Below are 17,724 nucleotides of genomic sequence, written 5' to 3'. Positions count from 1 at the left end.
AGGAGTGCCGACATGTCCAGCATCTACGACTTTGAAGCCCGCTCCATCGACGGCCAGCCGGTCTCGCTGCAACAGTTCAGGGGCCAGCCCATGCTGATCGTCAACACCGCCAGCGCCTGCGGCTTCACGCCGCAGTTCGGCGGCCTGGAGCAGCTGCACCAGGCCTACGGCCCGCGCGGCCTGGTGGTGCTGGGGTTTCCGTGCAACCAGTTCGGCCAGCAGGACCCGGGCAGCGACGAGGAGATCGCCACCTTCTGCCAGCGCAATTTCGGCGTCACCTTTCCCATGATGAGCAAAATCGACGTCAACGGCCCCGAGGCCCATCCGCTCTACCAGTGGCTCAGCGCGGAAGCCCCCGGCCTGCTGGGCAGCAAGGCCATCAAGTGGAACTTCACCAAGTTCCTGGTGGGCAAGGACGGGCGCGTGCTCAAGCGCTACGCGCCGCAGGACGCGCCAGAGAAGCTGACCAAGGACATCGAGGCGGCGCTGCTCTGACCCCCCGCCGCGCTGCGCGCGGCCAGACGGGCGGCTCCCCCACTCCCGGTCTCTGAAGAAGCCGCCGGGCGGCCGCCCGGTGCGGGTGTGCGCTCGCGCCACCGCCCCCCCTTTTCAATCTCCAAAACCCCTTGCGCGAACCGCATTGGAGCGCGCCTGCCTGCGCGCCAAGCACACCACGGGCCCTCCATGTATGAAAGGTTTATTAAAACACTGGGGATTGCTGGCGGAACAACAACAAATTATTACCAATAATTAAATTTCCCTACAAATCGGCGAATGTCCATGATATTTTCCCCCCGCGCAACCGTTTGTTCTGGGTTTTTCTCGGGCCCTCCTTGACCGCCGTTCCGTCCCCCCAGAAGAGCCCGGGGGAGCCGGTCAAAGGCATTGAGGGGGTCCCACCAGACCGCCGGTACCCATGGGTACCCGTGTCGCGATTTCAGCTGCAACCCCATCGACAACACAACCGCGCCCGCTTTCCATGCGACACAGCCGCCCTTTATCCACCAACGCCACCTCCCAGCTGGGCCCCCAGTTTGCGGTGTTACGCCTGCGTTCCTGGCCGGACCTGCGCCATGTCTCGGACCACATGGTCCCTGACGTGATCCGCATCTGCGCCCTGCTGGCGGTCCGGCCCACGGGTGCCCCCCTGATCCACCGCCTGGTGGACATCCCGCGCGAGCGCACCCAGCACATCGTGGACATGCTGTACCTCCATGGCAACCTGGGCGATGGCGCCCCGGTTGCCAGCCCGGAAAAGAAGGAAGAGGCCCCGGCCACCGCGGCGACGCCCGAGGCCCGCTCGCCCAAGGAGGTCCCCAGCTCGGTGACGGGTTTTCTGGACCGTTTCCGGAAAAAGCTGATCCCCACCGGAGCGCACTAGACATGGAGTGCTCCGTTCTGTTCATGGGCCCGGTGGGCGCCGGCAAGACCATGGCCGTGCAGACCCTGTCGGACATCGACGTGCTCGGCACGGACGAACGTGCCACCGACGAGACCGCCGCCTACAAGCAGAACACCACCGTCTGCATGGACGCGGGGGTGCTGGAGCTGGGGTCCGGCGACAAGGTGCGGCTGATCGGGGCCCCTGGCCAGGACCGCTTCGACTTCATGTGGGACATCCTGCTGCAACAGGCCCGGGCCGTCATCCTGCTGCTGGACCACAGCCGCGCGAGCCGGCTGGACGATCTCGACCATTTCATGGACCGCCTGGGCGAGCGCCTGGAGGGCCGCAAGCTGCCCCTGGCCGTGGGCATCACGCACGTCGACCTGCACCCCGAGGCGCCGCTGAACATCTACCGCAGGCGCTTGCGCGAGCGCGATGACCGCTTCCCCGCCTGCGTGGTGCCGGTGCTTCCGGTCGATGGGCGCGAGAAAAAGGACCTTCAGACGCTGGTGCTCACCGTCGCGGCCATGCTGGAGATGGTGCACCGCTATGGTTGAGGATGTGCCCGCCACGGCACCCTGCCTGCGTCTTCGCGGCTTCGGCTTGGCCTACAACGACCGCGTGGTCTTGCGCAGCATCGACCTGGACGTGCCCGCCCACGGCTGCACGGTGCTGCTGGGGCCGGCGGGCACGGGCAAGTCGTCGCTGCTGCGCACGCTGGCCGGCTACAACGACCACAACCCCAGCCTGCGGGTCTGGGGCGCCACGCTGTACCTGGGCCGTGAACGGACCCCCGACCACCGGCCCGCGCTGGTGGTTCAAAAGGCCCAGCTGTTGGTGTCCACCGTGCTGGACAACCTGCTGAGCGGCCTGCCCGATCGCTCCCGGCTGACGCGCGCGCAGCAGCTCGACCGCCTGCGACAGATCACCGGGGAGGTGCAGCAGGCCTGGGTCATGGACCGCCTGCACGCCTCGGTGCTCGACCTGAGCCCGGTGCAGCAGCGGGTGATCGCCATCCTGCGCGAGTTCCTGGGCCGGCCGGCCCTGCTGATGCTCGACGAGCCCACCACCGGCCTGAGCGAAGACGATGCCGACGGGCTGGCGGCCTTCATCGAACACATTGCACGCCAGCAGGCCATCCTGCTGGTGCTGCACCACCTGCGGCTGACCCGCCGACTGGCCCGGCATGTGGTGCTCATCGCGAGCGGCGAAACCCAGGAAAGCGCTCCCACCGAGCGCTTTTTCGACAGCCCGCAGAGCGAGGCCACCCGCCAGTTCATCCGCACCGGCTCCTGCCCGGAATTTCCCCTTGCGCAGGGCTCGGACGCCCCCCAGGATGAGCCCGCAGTGCCGGCCCAGGCCCCCAGCCCTCCCACACTGATCAGCGCCGCCAGCGGCCCCCGCGGGTTTGCCTGGCTGCTGCCCGGGCAACTGGCGGGCACGCCATGGCCGGGCCTGATCCGCGAGACCGACGACGATCTGGACGCGCTGCGCCATGTCGGCGTGACCCGGCTGGTGAGCCTGACCGAACAGGCGTTTCCAGAAGCGCTGGCCACGCGCTTCGGCATCCAGTGCGCCAGCCTGCCCATCCCCGACATGCAAGCCCCCACCCTGACCCGCGCGGCCGCCCTGTGCGACGACATCGACCGCTGGCTGGCGGCGGGCGAGGTGGTGGCCCTGCACTGCAAGGCAGGCCTGGGCCGCACAGGCACCCTGCTGGCCGCCTACTGGCTGTGGCAGGGCAATGGCCAGCGCACCGCGCTGGAGAGCATCGACCGCGTCCGCCGCCTGGACGCCACCATGATCCAGGCCCCCTCGCAGACGGCCTTCCTGTCTGGCTTCGCCGACTTTCTCGGTCGGCCACCGCATCCCCCCCTCACGACCTTGGGCAATGGTCGATTCCACAAAAACGATTCCCCTGAAAGGAAATTCCCTCATGAACAAACTTGACGACACCCTGCAGCGCGCCATGACCGGCATCCCCGAGTGCCTGGCCGCCGGTATGGTGGACCTCGCCTCCGGCATGGTGCTGAGCATCAAGACCGTGGACTCCCACCCCTCCGAGGTGTTCGACATGCTCGCCGCGGCCACGGCCGATCTCTTCCAGGGCCCCAACGTCGTGGCCATCGAGAAGGTGTTCAAGAAGTCGCGCGGCCTGCCCGAGAGCGTGGACCACCACTACTTCCAGGAAATCATCGTCAACAGCGAGAACCTGATCCACGTGTTCCTGCGCGGCAAGCGCCAGCAACAGGTGGTCTGCTTCGTCTGCCGCAAGGGCGCCAACCTGGGCATGGTGCTGACCAAGGCGCGCTCGGCCATGCCGGCCGTCGAAGCCGCTCTGTGATCGGGTAAGGACGGCCCATGAACACCCCGTTGACCCATGAAATCCTGGCCAGTCGGGCCCGGGGCGTCCTGCGCGGTCTCCACACGAACCTCGCCGAGGTGGAGGCTTCGGCGGTGGTGACCCGCGACGGCTTCACCGTCGCCTCGTTGCTGTCCACGGGCACCGACCCGGACCGCTTCGGCGCCATGTGCGCGTCGCTGCTGGCGCTGGCGGCCCGGGCCAGCAAGGAAGTGGACCGCGGCAATCTGCGCCAGATCATTCTGGACGGCCAGCAAGGCCCGCTGCTGCTGACCCACGGGGGCGACTCGGCGGTGCTGGCCGTGGCGGCCACGCCCCGGGCCAACCTCGGGCGCCTGATTCTGGAGACGCGCCGGGTGGCGACCGATCTGGCCTCCCTCTGGACGCAGACCTGAGCCCGCCATGCACCCGATCCAGTACCAGGGGCAGCCTCTTCGCTGCCGCGACAACGAGAGCCTGCTGGACGCGTTCGTGCGCACCGGCGTCGCGATCGACTTCTCGTGCAAGAGCGGCGTCTGCCGCCGCTGCCTGGTCAAGGTGGTGGACGGGGCGGCGCCGGCCGAGGCCGCCCGTTCACTGCCCCCACACCTCCAGTCGGCGGGCTATGTGCTGGCCTGCCAGTGCAAGCCCGCCGGCCCCCTGAGCCTGGCGCCGAAGTCGCCCGCGGACATGCTGACGCCGTGCATGCTGGTGCGGCGTGAACATGGGGCGGACGGTTCGTCCATCCTCTGGTTCGAGACCGCCACGGAACTGGCCTTCACCGCGGGTCAATCGGCCCAGGTGTTCGACGGCCCGTTCCCGGCACCAATCCACGTCCGCCTGAGCGGGCGGGACGATGCGCAAGGCCTGATCCAGGCCGAGGTGGCGCACGACGTGCTGCCGCAGGCCGCTTTTTCCGACGACGCGCTGTTCGGCGCCGATTTCCAGCTGCGCGGGCCGTTCCCGGTGGAACCCGAAGGCGAAGCCCCGCTGCCCGCCCCCGATCTGGCGCTGTGGCATCTGCTGGACCACGGCCGGCTGGTGCGCCGGGTGCTGGAGGCCTTCTACCGGAAGGTCTACGCCGACCCCCTGCTCCAGCCCTTCTTCGAGCGGGTCTCGATGGAGCGGGTCATTGGCAAGCAGTATGCGTTTCTCATGCAGTGCATGACAGGCGACAAGGTCTACATCGGCGAACGCCCGAAAAATGCCCACCACTGGATGGTCATCCCAGACACGCTGTTCGAGCACCGCCAGCGCCTGATGGCCCAGGCGCAACGCGAGCTGGGCCTGACGCCGGAGCAGATGGCCGGCTGGGCCCGCTACGAGGAACACTTCCGCGCCGACATCGTCAAGCACGCGCCCTGGCCCCGGCGCATGGGCGGGCAAGTCGTCGAAACCGAGCGCTACGACAGCGTCACCCTGGACGAGGGCACCGTCTGCGACCACTGCGGCGCCGAGATCGCCGCGGGCAGCACCGTGCGTTTCCACGTCCGGCTCGGGCAGGTCGGCTGCCCGAGCTGCGAGCGCGGCTGAACCGCTTTCACCCGTGCCCCTCAGCGCCCGGCGACACCGATGAACCCGCCCGCCCGCCACCTGCACGTCCGGCCCCAGGGCATCACCGAGTGGATGACGCTGGCGCCCGATGCGCGGCGGCCGGATCAGCGCCTGTTCCGGGCCCTGTTGCGGCAGTCTCACGACACCACGGTGGTGGACGTGGGGCGGCTGAGCCAGAGCAGCGGCCTGTCGCGCAGCGAGGTGGCGCGCTCGTTGTTCGGCCTGCATCGGCTCGGCAGCATCCACGTGTCCGTCGACGCACCAGCGGTGCCCCACGCAACGGGCCACCCGGCCGCGGACATCCACCAGCAGCTGCAACGGCTCTGCGGCGACACAGCCGGCGCGGCCGTGCTGGCCGACCCCGATGGCCTGTGCCTGGCGAGCCATGGCGTGGCGCGCGAGCACGCCCAGGGCTTGGCCGCCGGGTTTGCGCACTTTCGGCATGCCATGGTCCGGGCCATGCCGCTCTATATCGGACGCCGGCCCTGCCGGTTGCACATCACCTCTTCGGCGCTGGTCGCCCACGAGGCCCTCGTGGGCCTGGTGCGAAGCCTGCACACGCTGCTGGCCGACTGACATGCCCGATATCCAGGACATCCTCGACCAGATCACCGAGTGCCCCGGCAACGCCGGCGCGGTGCTGGCCACCGCCGACGGCCTGCTCATGGCGTCGTCGGGCGCGCTGCACGGCGACGTGGCCGCGGCCACCGCCGCCAGCCTGGTGCTGGCGGGGAAAGAAGCCTTGTCGGTGCTGGGCAAGCGCCCCTGGGCCGAGCAGCTGATCTGGTCCGACACCCAGGTCTGGTACCAGACCCAGCTGCACGGCACCCACGTGCTGCTGCTGGTGTGCGACGACCACGGCCACGCGGGTGCGCTGCGCTGGACCGCGCGCCGCATGGTGCAGCAGCTCGAACCCAGCCTGCTTCAGCTGTGAAGCCGCTGCGCTACAGCGGGCAGCCCTTGCCCTCTCGCCCGTTCTCGGCCTGCACCTGCCGCAGCAGGTCGGCCAGCGTCTTGCCCGGCTCGTCCACAAAACGGCGCGGCAGCGCGCGCACGCCCTGGATGCGGTCGGCCCGGAAGCTGCGAAAGGCCTGCCGGGTTTCGCACCAGGCCGCCAGCGTCCACACCTTGCCCCAGAAGAAACAGCCCAGCGGCCGCACGGCGCGGGTGCTGGGCTGCCCGTTCACGTCGAGGTAGTCGAGTTCGAGCACCGTGCGCGTCTGCGCGGCCTCGCGCAGCACCTGCAGCGCCCGGGCCACAGCGGGCTTGAGCCCCAGCGGCGGCACCAGCAGCGGCATCTTCTCCACCTCGGTGCGCACCACCCCGGGCAGCACCGACAACACGCGCGACATGGCGTCGCCCGCGGCCAGCGCCAGCGCCGGGTCCAGCCACTGCTGGGCGATGCGCGTGGCCACGGCCAGCGCGCGGGCCTCGTCGGCCGTGAACATGAGCGGCGGCAGATCGAAGCCGCGCCCGAAGCGGTAGCCCACGCCGGCCTCGCCCTCGATGGGCACGCCCTGCACCTGCAGGTCGGCCACGTCGCGGTACACCGTGCGCGGCGACACCTCCAGCCGCTGCGCCAGCCAGGCGGCGGTGGACAGACGCCGGCCGCGGATCAGCTGCACCAGGGCAAAGAGGCGGTCGGCACGCCGCATGGTGCTCAGCCCTGGCCCGGCGTGGGCCGCAGGCGCGCGCGCTCTTCGGCGGAGAGCACCCTGGGCTCGGCCACCGGCGCCCCGGAGGCGGTGAAGAACGGGGTGTCCTTGTAGCGGCCCGAAAGGCGGCTGTGCAACACCAGGCCCAGGATGCACAACAGCGCACCGGCCATGCCGAACGCCCGGGGCTTGGGCTCGCCGGTCGCGCTCGCGGTGTTGGCGCTCGCCCGCACCGGGCCGAACGCGGGCTCCAGCGGCGCGCTGTCCAGGCACTGCGCCAGCAGGCCGGTGAAGGGCATGTTGCGGCTCGTCAGAGTGTTGCCCACGGGAGTGCGGCAACAGGCGGCGTACCAGCGCAACATGCCCTGGTCGGACAGGCGCATCACCGCCAGCTGCGCCGCGCCCTGGGTGATCTTGATGCGGTGCGGCGCGAGCTGCACCACGTCCGAACCGCCTTGCGCGTCGAGCACCTGGTCGGCCGGCCCCAGAAACCGCGCAAAGGCCTGGCAGTCCTGGCAATAGCAGACCATGCGGTTGCTGCGACCGTTCAGTTCGACGTGGCCTTGCAGCGCGCCGCAACGGCAACGCAGGGGATGGACGGCAGGGGGCATGGTGGCTCCGGGAGTGGCGGGTGGCGGGTGGCGGGTGGCGGGTGGCGCTTATTGTGCGGTCGCCTCAGAGGCTGAGAGTTTTTCGGGCGTGTCCGAGCAACGCCCCAAAACGTGCCCGATCAAGGCGCAAAGCACAGCCATAGCTGGCTATGGCGCGCGTTTGCAGAGACTAGCGGGTGCGTTTTGGGGTGGTGAGCGGGCATGAGCGAAAGACTCACAGCCTCTCAGCCTGTGCCAGGCCCAGGGGCGCCAGATCCGCGCGCATGGCCCGAGCGATTCGCCGCATGTCGTCCGAACACACCTCGAACAGGCCGAAGCGGAACTTGTGGCCCCAGCGCTGCCGGTCCTCGACGAATTCGAATTCGTCGAGCAAGGGCGCGATGGGTGCGGGCTGCGCGCTCACGTAGCGCACATCGCGGCGGTGCGGCACGAAGCCGCCGCCCATGTCGAACGCGTAGGGCTCACCCACCTGCACCACACCGATGCTCACGAAACTCTGCAGCCGGTCTTTGCCGTCCATGGTCTGGGCGGGTGCGTAGTAGGCCACCACATCGCCGGCGCGCAGCCGCTTGAGCGGCGCGCATTTTCCGTGGCAGACCTGCATGAACCCCACGGGTGCGTGGTCGCGCCCGCGCAGCGCGTGTTCGGCGCTGGCGACCGCGATCCAGTGGCGGGGCTGGTGCTCATGAGGACTCATGAAGTTTCTATGCACAGAGGTCTCCACTTTCATGGCGCCGAAGCGCCGCCCAGACGCCTGAAAGGGTACAGCCCAGGGCACCGCCGGGCTGGCTTTGCCAGACGGCCAGTGCCGCCCCGCTGGAGGGGGGACGCGAAGCGGCGCGGGGGGTGTTTCACTTCAGGCCATGGCGTGCAGGCCGACGCGGTTGCCTTCGCTGTCGATGATGTGGGCGAAGACCCCCATGCCGTCGGGCAGCGTTACCTTGGGCTGGGCGATGCTGCCGCCGGCGGCAGGCACCCGCGCCAGCCAGGCGTCGAGCGAGGGTGCGGCGTTCAGGTACACCAGGGTGCCGCTGGCGGCGGGTTTGAAGTCGGGGTGTTTCATCAGGGCGCCTTTGACGTCCTGTTCGCCAGCCACTTCAAAGACACCCAGCTCCTCGCCCGGCCCGCCGAAGGCCTCGCGGCGCAGCGCGCGGCCGGTGAGCGAGGCGTAAAAGCGCAGGGCGCGGTCCATGTCGGCGACGGGAATTTCAAACCAGTTCAGGGCGTGTGCCATATCGATCTCCAGGGGTTGTTGAACAAGCCCCGCATTCTGTGGACCCCCTGCTGACAACGCTGTGTCAGCAGGCTGTCACAGCCGCTCGAAACGGCTTGGGCGGGCTCAGATCCAGCGCAGCAACCAGCCTGCCACCAGCGGCAGCGCCGCCGCGCTGAACAGCGCCGTGAGGCCCATGGCCAGGCCGGCGAAGGCGCCCGTCTCTTCGCTCACCAGAAAGGCCCGCGCGGTGCCGATGCCGTGCGCCGCGGCGCCCAGCGCGAAGCCCCGCACCGAGGGGTCCTGGATGCGCAGCGCGTCCAGCACGTAGCGCGCGCTGGCCGCGCCGAGCACGCCGGTGCACACCACCAGCACGGCCGTCAGCGTGGGCAGGCCACCGATCTTTTCCGAGATGCCCATGGCCACCGGCGCCGTGACCGACTTGGGCGCGAGCGAGGCGATGGTGGCCCTGGACGCGCCCAGGGCCCAGCCCACGCCAACGGCCGTGACGGTGGCGCAGAGCGTGCCCACCACCAGCGCCCCCGCCATGGGCAGCCACAGGCGCTTCACGCGCGCGAGCTGTTCAAACAGCGGCACGGCCAGCGCCACGGTGGCCGGCCCGAGCAGGAAGTGCACGAACTGCGCGCCCTCGAAGTAGGTGGCGTAAGGCGTGGACGTGGCCCACAGCAGGGCGCCCAGCACGATCACCGACGTGGCCACCGGGTTGGCCAGCGGATGAAAACCGCTGCGCCGGTACAGCAGGAACGCGCCCTGGTACACCAGCAGCGTGACCGTGAGCCCCAGCAGCGGTGTGGCCGAGAGGTACACCCAGACATCGGCCAGCCGCCCCGCGGCGGCGCTGGCCAGCGGCAGGCCTTCGTTCATGGCGCCTGCTCCGGGTGGGGACCTGCGGGCGGGCGCGGCGGCGGTGGCGGCGCGCTGCGCTTCATCAGCCAGGCCATGGTGAGCGCCGCGCTGGCCAGGCCCACGAGCGTGCTGAGCACCAGCGCCACACCGATGGCCAGCGCCTCGTCGCCCAGGCGCTGCAGGTGCAGCATGACGCCCACGCCCGCGGGCACGAACAGCAGCGAGAGGTGTTGCAGCAGGGTCTGCGCGGTGGGCTTCAGGCCGGTGAGCAACGCAGGCCGCGCCACCAGCGCAAGCAGCAGCAGCGCCATGCCCACCACCGGGCCCGGCACGGGCGCCGCCAGCGCGCGCACCAGCACCTCGCCCAGCAACTGGAACACGAGCAGGGTGGCGAGCGCGGGGATCATCCGCGGTTCATCCGCGCATCAGAGCAGCTCTTTGGGGATGTTGCCGCCGTTGGCCGCGATGTGGCCCAGCACGTTCTTGTGCAGCCACATGTTCATCTGGGTCGAGTCGGCCATCTTGTCGTCGGGGCAGTAGAGCTCCTTGGCCAGCTCCTTGCGGGCGGCCAGGCTGCTGTCCAGGCCCAGCAGCTTGAGCAGGTCGACGATGGAGGTTTTCCAGTTGAGCTTTTCCGGGTGGTGGGCGGCCTTCTCCGTCAGCAGGGCGACCACGTCCACCATGGCGATGGGATTGACCACGGGCTCGGCCGGGGCGGCCGCCACCGGGGCGGGGGCTGCGGCGGGCGTCGGCGCGGCGGCGGCGGGAGGCGGTGTGATGACGGGCGCTGCGGCCGCCTCTTTCATGCCCAGCTTTTCCAGGATGTTGCTGAAGAAACCCATGGTCAATCCTCCGATGGCGTCGTGAACAGAATGCGCGGCACCGGACGCCGACGGCGCCGCGCCCCCAGCTTATAGCCTGCGCATTCCATCACCGTGACATTCGGTGAGCGCCCACGGCGCGGTGGCCGCGCCCCGGCGTGCGAAAGTGCCGCCCGGTGTCAGGCCAGCGCGTCATCCAGCAGCTCGACCCAGTGCCGCACCGGCGTGGCCGTGCCGCTCTGCAGGTGGGTGATGCAGCCGATGTTGGCGCTGGCGATCACCGCCGGCCGCAGCTCGCCGAGGTGGCCGAGCTTGCGGTCGCGCAGCTGGTGGGACAGCGTGGGGTTGAGCACCGAATACGTGCCGGCCGAGCCGCAGCACAGGTGGGCCTCGTTCTTCGCCACCTGCACCGTGAAGCCCAACGCGGCCAGGTGCTGCTCGACACCGCCCTTCAACCGCTGGCCGTGTTGCAGTGTGCAGGGCGGGTGGAATGCGATCAGCTGGTCCGCGTCGGGTTGTCGCGCCAGCTTAGGCCGCAGCACCGGCACCAGCGCGGGCAGCAGTTCGCTCAGGTCTTTCGTGAGCGCGCTGATGCGCGCGGCCTTGTCCGCGTAGGCCGGGTCGTCGGCCAGGATGTGGCCGTACTCCTTGACCGTGACACCGCAGCCCGAGGCGTTCATGACGATGGCCTCGACCCCGGCGGGGGCGCCCGCCCCTTCGCCGGCCTGGATGTGCGGCCACCAGGCGTCGATGTTGGCGCGCATCTGGGCCCGTCCGCCGTCCTGGTCGTTCAAATGGAACTTCACCGCGCCGCAGCAACCCGCCTCGGGCGCGATCACGGTCTGGATGCCGGCGGCGTCGAGCACGCGCGCGGTCGCCGTGTTGATGTTGGGCATCATCGCCGGCTGCACGCAGCCCGCGAGCATCAGCACCTTGCGCGCATGCGTCTGCGTCGGCCAGCGCCCGGCGTTCTGCTTCGCCGGCACCTTGTTCTTCAGCGAGGCCGGCAGCAGTTCGCGCACCAGCTGGCCGAGCTTCATCGCGGGGCCAAAGGCCGGCGAGGTCAGCCCCTCCTTGAGCAGCCAGCGCACCGCCGTCTCGCCCGCCGGGCGCGGCACCTTTTCGTCCACGATCTTGCGGCCGATGTCGATCAGGTGGCCGTAGTCCACGCCACTCGGGCAGGTGCTTTCGCAGTTGCGACAGGTGAGGCAGCGGTCCAGGTGCAGCTGCGTCTTGCGCGTGGGCTCTGCGCCTTCAAGCACCTGCTTCATCAGGTAGATGCGCCCACGCGGCCCGTCCAGCTCGTCGCCGAGCAACTGGTACGTGGGGCAGGTGGCGGTGCAGAAACCGCAGTGCACACACTTGCGCAGGATGGCCTCGGCCGCGCGGCCATCGGCGCGCTGCTGGTATTCGGGGGAGAGGTTGGTTTGCATGTCCCGGCGTCCGGTTATTTCATCTTGAAGAGGTTGCGCAGGGCGAGGCCGATGAGGAACAGCGCGAGGATGGAAACGGCCTTGTGCAGCACCACGGTGAGCACGGTCCAGACACCAAGGTTCTTGCCGAACAGCGCGTTGCTCGCGGGTTCGGCCAGCTTTTCGAAACCGGGAAGCGCATGGGCGGCGGCGAACTGGATCAAGGGCCCTGCCATGCGGCAGCCATCCCCTTCTGATGGCCAGCAAAAAACCAGCCCGGCCTGTGACCCATACGCCGCAGTCGCCAACAGCACCGCTAGAAGAAACAGCCCAGCCGGTCGTGCGGTGCTGAAGCCGAAATTGGAAATACCGGCATAGAGCCTGTAGAGAAAGCGCGGTGTCGGCATCTCCGCTTGCAGCCCCTGCTTTCGCAGCTCCCACCACGCGGACAACAAGGCCCACAACGGCCAAGCAATCAACGCCTCTTCGGCCATTTCGAGTCGAAAGAAGCGCTGCTCCTCACGGGTGGCTTGCTGTGCCGAAAACGCCTGCTTAAGTACCCGATAGGCACGCGCAGCGTCTTCTGTTCCTTGGGCGGCGGGAAATACGGCCCCCTCGAAACTGGAGTTCTGATGCAGCTTGCACTGAAAGAACTCCGGAACCATCGCGAACTCGACATGCCTGCCTTTCGGAAGGCGCATCTGTCCACCTTCGCTAGGAATCAATTCCTTGCATACCCGGCTCGGAAGGCAGTCCTCCATCAAGAAGGGTGCGTCAGTTTCGAACCGGGTCTTGGAGAACTCCGTGACGCCTTCAAAGTGTCGGTCTGAAAAGTCAACGCTCCCTTCAAAACGCGCGCCTTGAAAGCTGATGGCCTTGAACACCCAAGGACTCGCCTGCCGATCTTTGGCCAATTCCTCTAGAAGACTGCTTGCCCTCGACTCATGATTTAAGGCACCCCATGACAGCGCCTGAAAGCTGGTCTGCCCTTCGAATATCGTCGCCTCAAACGAAAGTGATCCACCGACCATGAGGCCGGAGAAGTCAGCCTCGAAACCAATGGTGGTAGCGACAAAGGTGGCATTCCCGACAAAAAGGGCGCCAACAAAGGACGCTCGATGCCCGAAACGCGCCCAATCAAAATTCGTCTCGTCACCGAACACCACACCTCGCATGTTGAGCGCTTCATCAAACGTTGCGCCGACAAATGTGGCTCTTGAATCAAATTGGCATTCTTCGAATGTGGTCGAGGCACCGAACCTGCATCGATCAAAACCCGCGTCAGTTCCGAACTTTGCCCCTTCAAACGACACCCACCCCTCGAATTGAGCTCCTATGAAGCGGGTATCGCGTCCGAACTCAGCCTCGGCAAAAAGGGCTTGAAAAAACTTGGCATCACTGAAACTGGCGCCGTGACCAAATTGGAATTTTCCGAAATCAACAAACTCCACGGTGAAATCTTGCTCGGAGAAGTTTGCGTAATTTTTATATGGAGCACTCCATCCGCCCCTTGTTGGAAATTCATTGCGCCAGGCATTCCAAGCATCCGCCCCACACTGAGCTAATGCCAAGCACTCCTCCCGCGTGATGTTGCCCGGGTCGGCAATGATCGCGTCATGTCCGTTGCCGCTGTAGGTACGTGGTTCAACCATTTCGTTGTCCATCATTCGCCGCAGTGATGTTGCCGTGCCGCGATTTCAGAGATGTCTCCGCGCAGGCGGTTGACAGCGCGCCCCGGTGATGACAAGAACAGATGCTTTGCTGCATGGGCGCTCAAGGTTCCCGCAAAGTCTGCTCGGTGCCGCCACCAGCGTCCAGCTCATCCATGGCCTCACGAAGCACGCGCCGGTTGGCGGGTGAGCGCATCAGATGCGCCGTTCCCTGCCAGGCGTTGAAGTCGTCCAGGCTCACGAGCACGGCGGGTTTACCACCCCGGCTGGTGATGAGGACAGGCTCGTGGTCTTCGTTGACTTTGTCGATTAGGCGAGCCAAGTTGGCGCTTGCTTCGATGTCCTCTACGACTTCCATGAAACACTCCGTTGAAATGTGAGGGCAGCAATAGGCGATGTGCTCGCGTGGATGCCCTGCGAAATCAGCCCATTCGGCCCGGGTTGAAGATGCCCGCGGGATCGAACTCGGCGCGCAGGCGCTGCGTGATCGCCGCCAGGGTGGGGCTCTCGCGGTCGAAGCGCGGCACGCCGGGGGCGCCGTCGGCCCCGGCTCGGAACAGGGTGGCGTGGCCGTTCACCGCGGTGGCGGCGCTGCGGATCTCGGCGGCGGCCGAGGCCGGCGCCCACAGCCAGCGCTGCGCGCCCTGCCATTCGATCAGCGGCGCATACGGCAGCGCAAGGACCGGCGCGGTCTGCGGCACCGAGAGTCGCCACAGGCAGAGGTCCGCCGATGGCGCCGTGAAAAACGGCAGGGTCTGGTCGCGGCAGGCGGCCCAGTCGGGTCCGGCCTGGGCGTTGTCCATGCGCTGCCCGCCGGCTTCGCGCGCCAGGCGCTCGCAGGCGGCTTCCACCGCCGCCACCGCGCCGCGCAGGCGCAGGAACAGCAGTTCGGGCGCATCGCTGGCTGTTGTGTCACGGACCCAGCAGCTGGCATTCAAGGGGAGAGGCTGGCCGCCCCAGCGGTGCAGCTGTTCGAGCGCGTCGTGCTGGCCCATGGAAAACACGAGCGTGGCCTCGGCCGGCGCCACCGGCAGCACCTTGAGGCTGATGTCGGTGATGACGCCGAGCGTGCCCATGGCGCCGGCCATCACGCGACTGACGTCGTAGCCGGCCACGTTTTTCATGACCTGGCCGCCAAAGGTGAGCCACTCGCCGCGGCCGTTGATGAACTGGAGGCCGAGCAGGAAGTCGCGCACACCGCCGGCCGTGGCGCGGGCCGGACCGGCCAGGCCCGCCGCCACCACGCCGCCGATGGTGGACGCGGCGCCGAAGCGTGGTGGATCGAAGGGCAGGCACTGGCCTTGTTCGGCCAGCGCGGCTTCCAGCTCGGCCAGCGGCGTGCCGGCGCGCACGGTGACGACGAGCTCGCTCGGCTCGTGGCTGACGATGCCGCGCCAGCCGGTGGTGGACAGGGTCTCACCCTCGGTAGGCTGGCCGTAAAAGGCCTTGGTGTCGCCGCCGGTGATGCGCAGGGGCCGGTGGGCGGCGGCCGCGGCCAGCACCTGCTGGATCAGGTCGCGCGGGGAGTCGTTGGGGCTGGAGGTCATGGCTGCCATGGTAGCGGCCGCCCTCCGCACGGCCGTTGAATTTTTTGCACGCCTCGCTGCAAATGCGCCGCACCGCGGCAAGCGGGTACCTACCGCGTATACCCGAGGCACGCGCCCGCGTTGGGCCGGCCCTTGCACTCACGCCGCAGGCGCTTTTCCCGCGCGGCGGGGGTTTCGCTGGAGGGCGCGTTGATGAAGGTGACCTTGGTGGGCACTTTTTTGCCCCCGGTGTCCGATGGGGTGGCGCTGGCGGCGAAGGCCGTCGAACCGGGTAGGGCCAAGGCCCCGAGCAGTGCGGCGGCGACGAGCGGGCGCGCCATGGCGCGCGGGAATGCCTGGGACATGGTTTCCTCCTGAATGTTGTGATGGATGTCCGGCGGCGATCATACGCAGCGTCCATAAAAAAACCCCGCGTGCCGTGCGGCATCGCGGGGTGAACATCCAAAGGAAACTCAGAAAATGGGGGGTGCGCTGTTGTCAGCAGCACCCCGGGGAGCGCTCAGGCTCAGCGGTTGTACGCGGTCTCGCCGTGGGAAGAAATGTCCAGACCTTCGCGTTCCTGCTCTTCGGTCACACGCAGGCCCACGGTCAGGTCGACGATCTTGAAGGCGATGACGGAGACCACACCCGACCACACGATGGTGATCAGCACGGCCTTGGCCTGGATCCAGACCTGGCCGGCGATGGTGTAGGCATCGGGGGCGATCATGGCCACCGTGGTCCAGTCGGCCACGGCGCTCGGGCCACCCAGGTTGGGGGAGTTGAACACGCCGGTCAGCAGGGCGCCGATGATGCCGCCCACGCCGTGCACGCCGAACACGTCGAGCGAGTCGTCCGCGCCCAGCATCTTCTTCAGACCGGTCACGCCCCACAGGCAGGCGAAGCCGGCGATGAAACCGATGATCAACGCGCCGCCCACGCCGACGTTGCCGGCCGCGGGGGTGATGGCCACCAGGCCAGCGACAGCACCGGAAGCGGCACCCAGCATGGACGCCTTGCCTTTGGCCAGCGCTTCACCGATGCACCAGGCGAGCACGGCAGCGGCCGTGGCGATGAAGGTGTTGATGAAGGCCAGGGCAGCGTAGCCGTTGGCTTCCAGGGCGGAGCCGGCGTTGAAACCGAACCAGCCCACCCACAGCAGCGAGGCACCGACCATGGTCAGCGTCAGGCTGTGAGGCGCCATGGCTTCCTTGCCGTAACCGATGCGCTTGCCGACCATGTAGGCACCGACCAGACCAGCGACGGCGGCGTTGATGTGCACCACGGTACCGCCGGCGAAGTCCAGCGCGCCCATTTGCCAGATGTAGCCGGCCTTGGCCGTCATGTCGCCGGCCACCTCAGCGCTGGAGTAGGCGTCGGGGCCCATCCAGAACCAGACCATGTGGGCGATCGGGGCGTAGCTGAAGGTGAACCAGATGGCGGTGAACAACAGCACGGCGCTGAATTTGATGCGCTCGGCGAAAGCGCCGACGATCAGGGCACAGGTGATGCCGGCGAAGGTGGCCTGGAAAGCGGCGAACACGATCTCGGGGATCACGACGCCCTTGCTGAAGGTGGCCGCGTTGCCGAAGGTGCCGGCCACGTTGTCCCAGACACCGCTGAGGAGCAGCCGGTCAAAGCCGCCGATGAATGCGTTGCCTTCGGTGAACGCCAGGCTGTAGCCGTACACGACCCACAGCACCACGATCATCGAGAAGGTCACCATGACTTGCATCAGCACCGACAGCATGTTCTTGCTGCGCACCAGGCCGCCGTAGAACAGGGCCAGGCCCGGCACGGTCATGAGAATGACCAGCAGGGTGGCGACCATCATCCAGGCGGTGTCGCCCTTGTTGGGCACCGGGGCCGGTGCGGCTTCCGCAGGGGCGGCTTCGGCAGGCGCCGCCACGGCAGCGGCCGGAGCTTCGGGTGCGGCGGCCGGTGCAGCGGCAGCGTCGGCAGCCGGTGCGGCCGGAGCCGCTGCTGCGTCGGCGGCGGGCGCCGCGGCAGCGGCCGGTGCTTCGGTGGTTTGCGCCAGGGCGTTAAGTCCGCCGAATGCCAGGCCCGCGCCCAGCAACAGGGTTGCAAGTAGTTTTTTCATGTGCGTGATCTTTCTTGTGCTGCTCGTTGATCAGAGCGCTTCCTTGCCGGTCTCGCCGGTGCGGATGCGAACCACCTGTTCGAGGGAGGTGACGAAAATCTTGCCGTCGCCGATCTTGCCGGTGCGGGCGGCGCCTTCGATGGCCTCGATCACGCGGTCCACCAGGTCGTCGGAGACGGCGGCTTCGATCTTGACCTTGGGCAGGAAATCGACCACGTATTCCGCGCCGCGGTACAGCTCGGTGTGGCCCTTCTGGCGGCCGAAGCCCTTGACTTCGGTGACGGTGATGCCTTGCACGCCCATGCCGGAGAGCGCTTCGCGCACTTCGTCCAGCTTGAACGGCTTGATGATGGCTGAAACCATTTTCATGCTGTGATTCCTCTACTAGTACAGGGTGCTCAGACCGGGTGGCCGACACCGGGGGTGACACGGGCAATGCCGGCCGGGAGGGCTGACACCACTTTGGATGCGGACTGTTTCGTGGGAACTCCACGCCTTTGATTCAATCGCTTACAGCCCCAAGCACGGAACGTGCCAAGCGCGAGCCCACCCGGGCCGGCGGGCTGTCG

The 17,724-nt window shown here is 67.9% G+C and carries 23 protein-coding genes; 9 read left to right on the top strand and 14 right to left on the bottom strand.

Annotation, left to right across the window (positions count from 1 at the left end):
* Positions 1–12: 12 nt before the first annotated feature.
* From KIH07_RS04670 to KIH07_RS04630, 9 genes are all read left to right on the top strand, one after another.
* On the top strand, positions 13–495 hold the full coding sequence (locus tag KIH07_RS04670; protein ID WP_226490861.1) for a glutathione peroxidase: 483 nt from the start codon (positions 13–15) through the stop codon (positions 493–495).
* 592 nt (positions 496–1,087) lie between these two features.
* Positions 1,088–1,381 carry a hypothetical protein gene (locus KIH07_RS04665; RefSeq protein ID WP_226490860.1) on the top strand — a complete coding sequence of 98 codons (294 nt, stop codon included), beginning with the start codon at positions 1,088–1,090 and terminating at the stop codon, positions 1,379–1,381.
* 2 nt (positions 1,382–1,383) lie between these two features.
* A complete protein-coding gene (locus KIH07_RS04660; protein ID WP_226490859.1) occupies positions 1,384–1,941 on the top strand; it encodes a GTP-binding protein in 558 nt (185 codons plus the stop codon).
* Positions 1,934–3,334 (top strand): ATP-binding cassette domain-containing protein, encoded by a 1,401-nt coding sequence (locus KIH07_RS04655; protein ID WP_226490858.1) that lies wholly within the window; start codon positions 1,934–1,936, stop codon positions 3,332–3,334. The genes KIH07_RS04660 and KIH07_RS04655 overlap by 8 nt, the downstream gene beginning before the upstream one ends.
* Positions 3,321–3,728 carry a hypothetical protein gene (locus KIH07_RS04650; protein WP_226490857.1) on the top strand — a complete coding sequence of 136 codons (408 nt, stop codon included), beginning with the start codon at positions 3,321–3,323 and terminating at the stop codon, positions 3,726–3,728. The genes KIH07_RS04655 and KIH07_RS04650 overlap by 14 nt, the downstream gene beginning before the upstream one ends.
* A gap of 17 nt (positions 3,729–3,745) precedes the next feature.
* Positions 3,746–4,141, top strand: a complete 396-nt coding sequence (locus tag KIH07_RS04645) for a roadblock/LC7 domain-containing protein (RefSeq protein WP_226490856.1) — start codon at positions 3,746–3,748, stop codon at positions 4,139–4,141.
* A 7-nt stretch (positions 4,142–4,148) separates the two neighbouring features.
* A complete protein-coding gene (locus KIH07_RS04640; protein ID WP_226490855.1) occupies positions 4,149–5,258 on the top strand; it encodes a 2Fe-2S iron-sulfur cluster-binding protein in 1,110 nt (369 codons plus the stop codon).
* A gap of 39 nt (positions 5,259–5,297) precedes the next feature.
* The gene (locus KIH07_RS04635) at positions 5,298–5,855 is read left to right on the top strand and encodes a hypothetical protein (protein WP_226490854.1); all 558 of its coding nucleotides are present in this window, start codon (positions 5,298–5,300) and stop codon (positions 5,853–5,855) included.
* Position 5,856: 1 nt separating this feature from the next.
* Complete coding sequence (locus tag KIH07_RS04630; RefSeq protein ID WP_226490853.1) at positions 5,857–6,213, top strand: roadblock/LC7 domain-containing protein; 357 nt, start codon at positions 5,857–5,859, stop codon at positions 6,211–6,213.
* A 10-nt stretch (positions 6,214–6,223) separates the two neighbouring features.
* Here KIH07_RS04630 and KIH07_RS04625 read toward each other — a convergent pair whose 3' ends face one another.
* The 14 genes from KIH07_RS04625 to glnK all read right to left on the bottom strand — a co-directional run bounded on the left by KIH07_RS04625 (position 6,224) and on the right by glnK (position 17,524).
* Positions 6,224–6,934 (bottom strand): helix-turn-helix transcriptional regulator, encoded by a 711-nt coding sequence (locus tag KIH07_RS04625; RefSeq protein ID WP_226490852.1) that lies wholly within the window; start codon positions 6,932–6,934, stop codon positions 6,224–6,226.
* 5 nt (positions 6,935–6,939) lie between these two features.
* Complete coding sequence (locus KIH07_RS04620) at positions 6,940–7,545, bottom strand: DUF6151 family protein (protein ID WP_226490851.1); 606 nt, start codon at positions 7,543–7,545, stop codon at positions 6,940–6,942.
* Positions 7,546–7,759: 214 nt separating this feature from the next.
* Positions 7,760–8,242, bottom strand: coding sequence for an EVE domain-containing protein (locus tag KIH07_RS04615; protein ID WP_226490850.1), 483 nt, complete (start codon positions 8,240–8,242; stop codon positions 7,760–7,762).
* A gap of 159 nt (positions 8,243–8,401) precedes the next feature.
* Positions 8,402–8,779 (bottom strand): VOC family protein, encoded by a 378-nt coding sequence (locus tag KIH07_RS04610; protein WP_226490849.1) that lies wholly within the window; start codon positions 8,777–8,779, stop codon positions 8,402–8,404.
* Positions 8,780–8,884: 105 nt separating this feature from the next.
* Positions 8,885–9,643: an LrgB family protein gene (locus KIH07_RS04605; RefSeq protein ID WP_226490848.1), complete on the bottom strand. Its 759-nt coding sequence runs from the start codon at positions 9,641–9,643 to the stop codon at positions 8,885–8,887.
* Positions 9,640–10,032: a CidA/LrgA family protein gene (locus KIH07_RS04600; RefSeq protein WP_226490847.1), complete on the bottom strand. Its 393-nt coding sequence runs from the start codon at positions 10,030–10,032 to the stop codon at positions 9,640–9,642. Before KIH07_RS04600 ends, KIH07_RS04605 begins: the two co-directional genes overlap by 4 nt.
* A gap of 18 nt (positions 10,033–10,050) precedes the next feature.
* Positions 10,051–10,467 carry a DUF3597 domain-containing protein gene (locus tag KIH07_RS04595; protein ID WP_226490846.1) on the bottom strand — a complete coding sequence of 139 codons (417 nt, stop codon included), beginning with the start codon at positions 10,465–10,467 and terminating at the stop codon, positions 10,051–10,053.
* Positions 10,468–10,625: 158 nt separating this feature from the next.
* Entirely contained in the window at positions 10,626–11,879 is a 1,254-nt protein-coding gene (gene glcF, locus KIH07_RS04590) for a glycolate oxidase subunit GlcF (protein ID WP_226490845.1), read from the bottom strand.
* Between the two features lie 14 nt (positions 11,880–11,893).
* The gene (locus KIH07_RS04585; protein WP_226490844.1) at positions 11,894–13,525 is read right to left on the bottom strand and encodes a pentapeptide repeat-containing protein; all 1,632 of its coding nucleotides are present in this window, start codon (positions 13,523–13,525) and stop codon (positions 11,894–11,896) included.
* Positions 13,526–13,631: 106 nt separating this feature from the next.
* A complete protein-coding gene (locus KIH07_RS04580; protein ID WP_264181794.1) occupies positions 13,632–13,886 on the bottom strand; it encodes a type II toxin-antitoxin system Phd/YefM family antitoxin in 255 nt (84 codons plus the stop codon).
* A gap of 64 nt (positions 13,887–13,950) precedes the next feature.
* Positions 13,951–15,084, bottom strand: a complete 1,134-nt coding sequence (gene glcE, locus KIH07_RS04575) for a glycolate oxidase subunit GlcE (protein ID WP_226490843.1) — start codon at positions 15,082–15,084, stop codon at positions 13,951–13,953.
* Positions 15,085–15,164: 80 nt separating this feature from the next.
* Entirely contained in the window at positions 15,165–15,419 is a 255-nt protein-coding gene (locus KIH07_RS04570; protein WP_226490842.1) for a hypothetical protein, read from the bottom strand.
* Between the two features lie 161 nt (positions 15,420–15,580).
* Positions 15,581–17,155, bottom strand: a complete 1,575-nt coding sequence (amt, locus tag KIH07_RS04565) for an ammonium transporter (RefSeq protein WP_226490841.1) — start codon at positions 17,153–17,155, stop codon at positions 15,581–15,583.
* Between the two features lie 30 nt (positions 17,156–17,185).
* The gene (gene glnK, locus KIH07_RS04560; RefSeq protein WP_056264790.1) at positions 17,186–17,524 is read right to left on the bottom strand and encodes a P-II family nitrogen regulator; all 339 of its coding nucleotides are present in this window, start codon (positions 17,522–17,524) and stop codon (positions 17,186–17,188) included.
* Positions 17,525–17,724 lie beyond the last annotated feature (200 nt).

Origin of the sequence: Hydrogenophaga taeniospiralis (assembly GCF_020510445.1) — a bacterium.
Taxonomy (GTDB): domain Bacteria; phylum Pseudomonadota; class Gammaproteobacteria; order Burkholderiales; family Burkholderiaceae_C; genus Hydrogenophaga.
The sequence above is the reverse complement of the archived record's forward strand: the minus strand, read 5'-3'. Positions and strand labels throughout refer to the sequence as shown.

Coding starts and splice junctions, on each gene's coding strand:
- KIH07_RS04630 (WP_226490853.1), top strand. CDS start 5,857: ATGCCCGATATCCAGGACATCCTCGACCAGATCACCGAGTGCCCCGGC.
- glcF (WP_226490845.1), bottom strand. CDS start 11,879: ATGCAAACCAACCTCTCCCCCGAATACCAGCAGCGCGCCGATGGCCGC.
- KIH07_RS04600 (WP_226490847.1), bottom strand. CDS start 10,032: ATGATCCCCGCGCTCGCCACCCTGCTCGTGTTCCAGTTGCTGGGCGAG.
- KIH07_RS04665 (WP_226490860.1), top strand. CDS start 1,088: ATGGTCCCTGACGTGATCCGCATCTGCGCCCTGCTGGCGGTCCGGCCC.
- KIH07_RS04615 (WP_226490850.1), bottom strand. CDS start 8,242: ATGAGTCCTCATGAGCACCAGCCCCGCCACTGGATCGCGGTCGCCAGC.
- KIH07_RS04635 (WP_226490854.1), top strand. CDS start 5,298: ATGAACCCGCCCGCCCGCCACCTGCACGTCCGGCCCCAGGGCATCACC.
- KIH07_RS04610 (WP_226490849.1), bottom strand. CDS start 8,779: ATGGCACACGCCCTGAACTGGTTTGAAATTCCCGTCGCCGACATGGAC.
- KIH07_RS04605 (WP_226490848.1), bottom strand. CDS start 9,643: ATGAACGAAGGCCTGCCGCTGGCCAGCGCCGCCGCGGGGCGGCTGGCC.
- KIH07_RS04570 (WP_226490842.1), bottom strand. CDS start 15,419: ATGTCCCAGGCATTCCCGCGCGCCATGGCGCGCCCGCTCGTCGCCGCC.
- KIH07_RS04625 (WP_226490852.1), bottom strand. CDS start 6,934: ATGCGGCGTGCCGACCGCCTCTTTGCCCTGGTGCAGCTGATCCGCGGC.
- KIH07_RS04650 (WP_226490857.1), top strand. CDS start 3,321: ATGAACAAACTTGACGACACCCTGCAGCGCGCCATGACCGGCATCCCC.
- KIH07_RS04585 (WP_226490844.1), bottom strand. CDS start 13,525: ATGATGGACAACGAAATGGTTGAACCACGTACCTACAGCGGCAACGGA.
- KIH07_RS04645 (WP_226490856.1), top strand. CDS start 3,746: ATGAACACCCCGTTGACCCATGAAATCCTGGCCAGTCGGGCCCGGGGC.
- glcE (WP_226490843.1), bottom strand. CDS start 15,084: ATGGCAGCCATGACCTCCAGCCCCAACGACTCCCCGCGCGACCTGATC.
- amt (WP_226490841.1), bottom strand. CDS start 17,155: ATGAAAAAACTACTTGCAACCCTGTTGCTGGGCGCGGGCCTGGCATTC.
- KIH07_RS04620 (WP_226490851.1), bottom strand. CDS start 7,545: ATGCCCCCTGCCGTCCATCCCCTGCGTTGCCGTTGCGGCGCGCTGCAA.
- KIH07_RS04655 (WP_226490858.1), top strand. CDS start 1,934: ATGGTTGAGGATGTGCCCGCCACGGCACCCTGCCTGCGTCTTCGCGGC.
- KIH07_RS04670 (WP_226490861.1), top strand. CDS start 13: ATGTCCAGCATCTACGACTTTGAAGCCCGCTCCATCGACGGCCAGCCG.
- KIH07_RS04640 (WP_226490855.1), top strand. CDS start 4,149: ATGCACCCGATCCAGTACCAGGGGCAGCCTCTTCGCTGCCGCGACAAC.
- KIH07_RS04580 (WP_264181794.1), bottom strand. CDS start 13,886: ATGGAAGTCGTAGAGGACATCGAAGCAAGCGCCAACTTGGCTCGCCTA.
- glnK (WP_056264790.1), bottom strand. CDS start 17,524: ATGAAAATGGTTTCAGCCATCATCAAGCCGTTCAAGCTGGACGAAGTG.
- KIH07_RS04595 (WP_226490846.1), bottom strand. CDS start 10,467: ATGGGTTTCTTCAGCAACATCCTGGAAAAGCTGGGCATGAAAGAGGCG.
- KIH07_RS04660 (WP_226490859.1), top strand. CDS start 1,384: ATGGAGTGCTCCGTTCTGTTCATGGGCCCGGTGGGCGCCGGCAAGACC.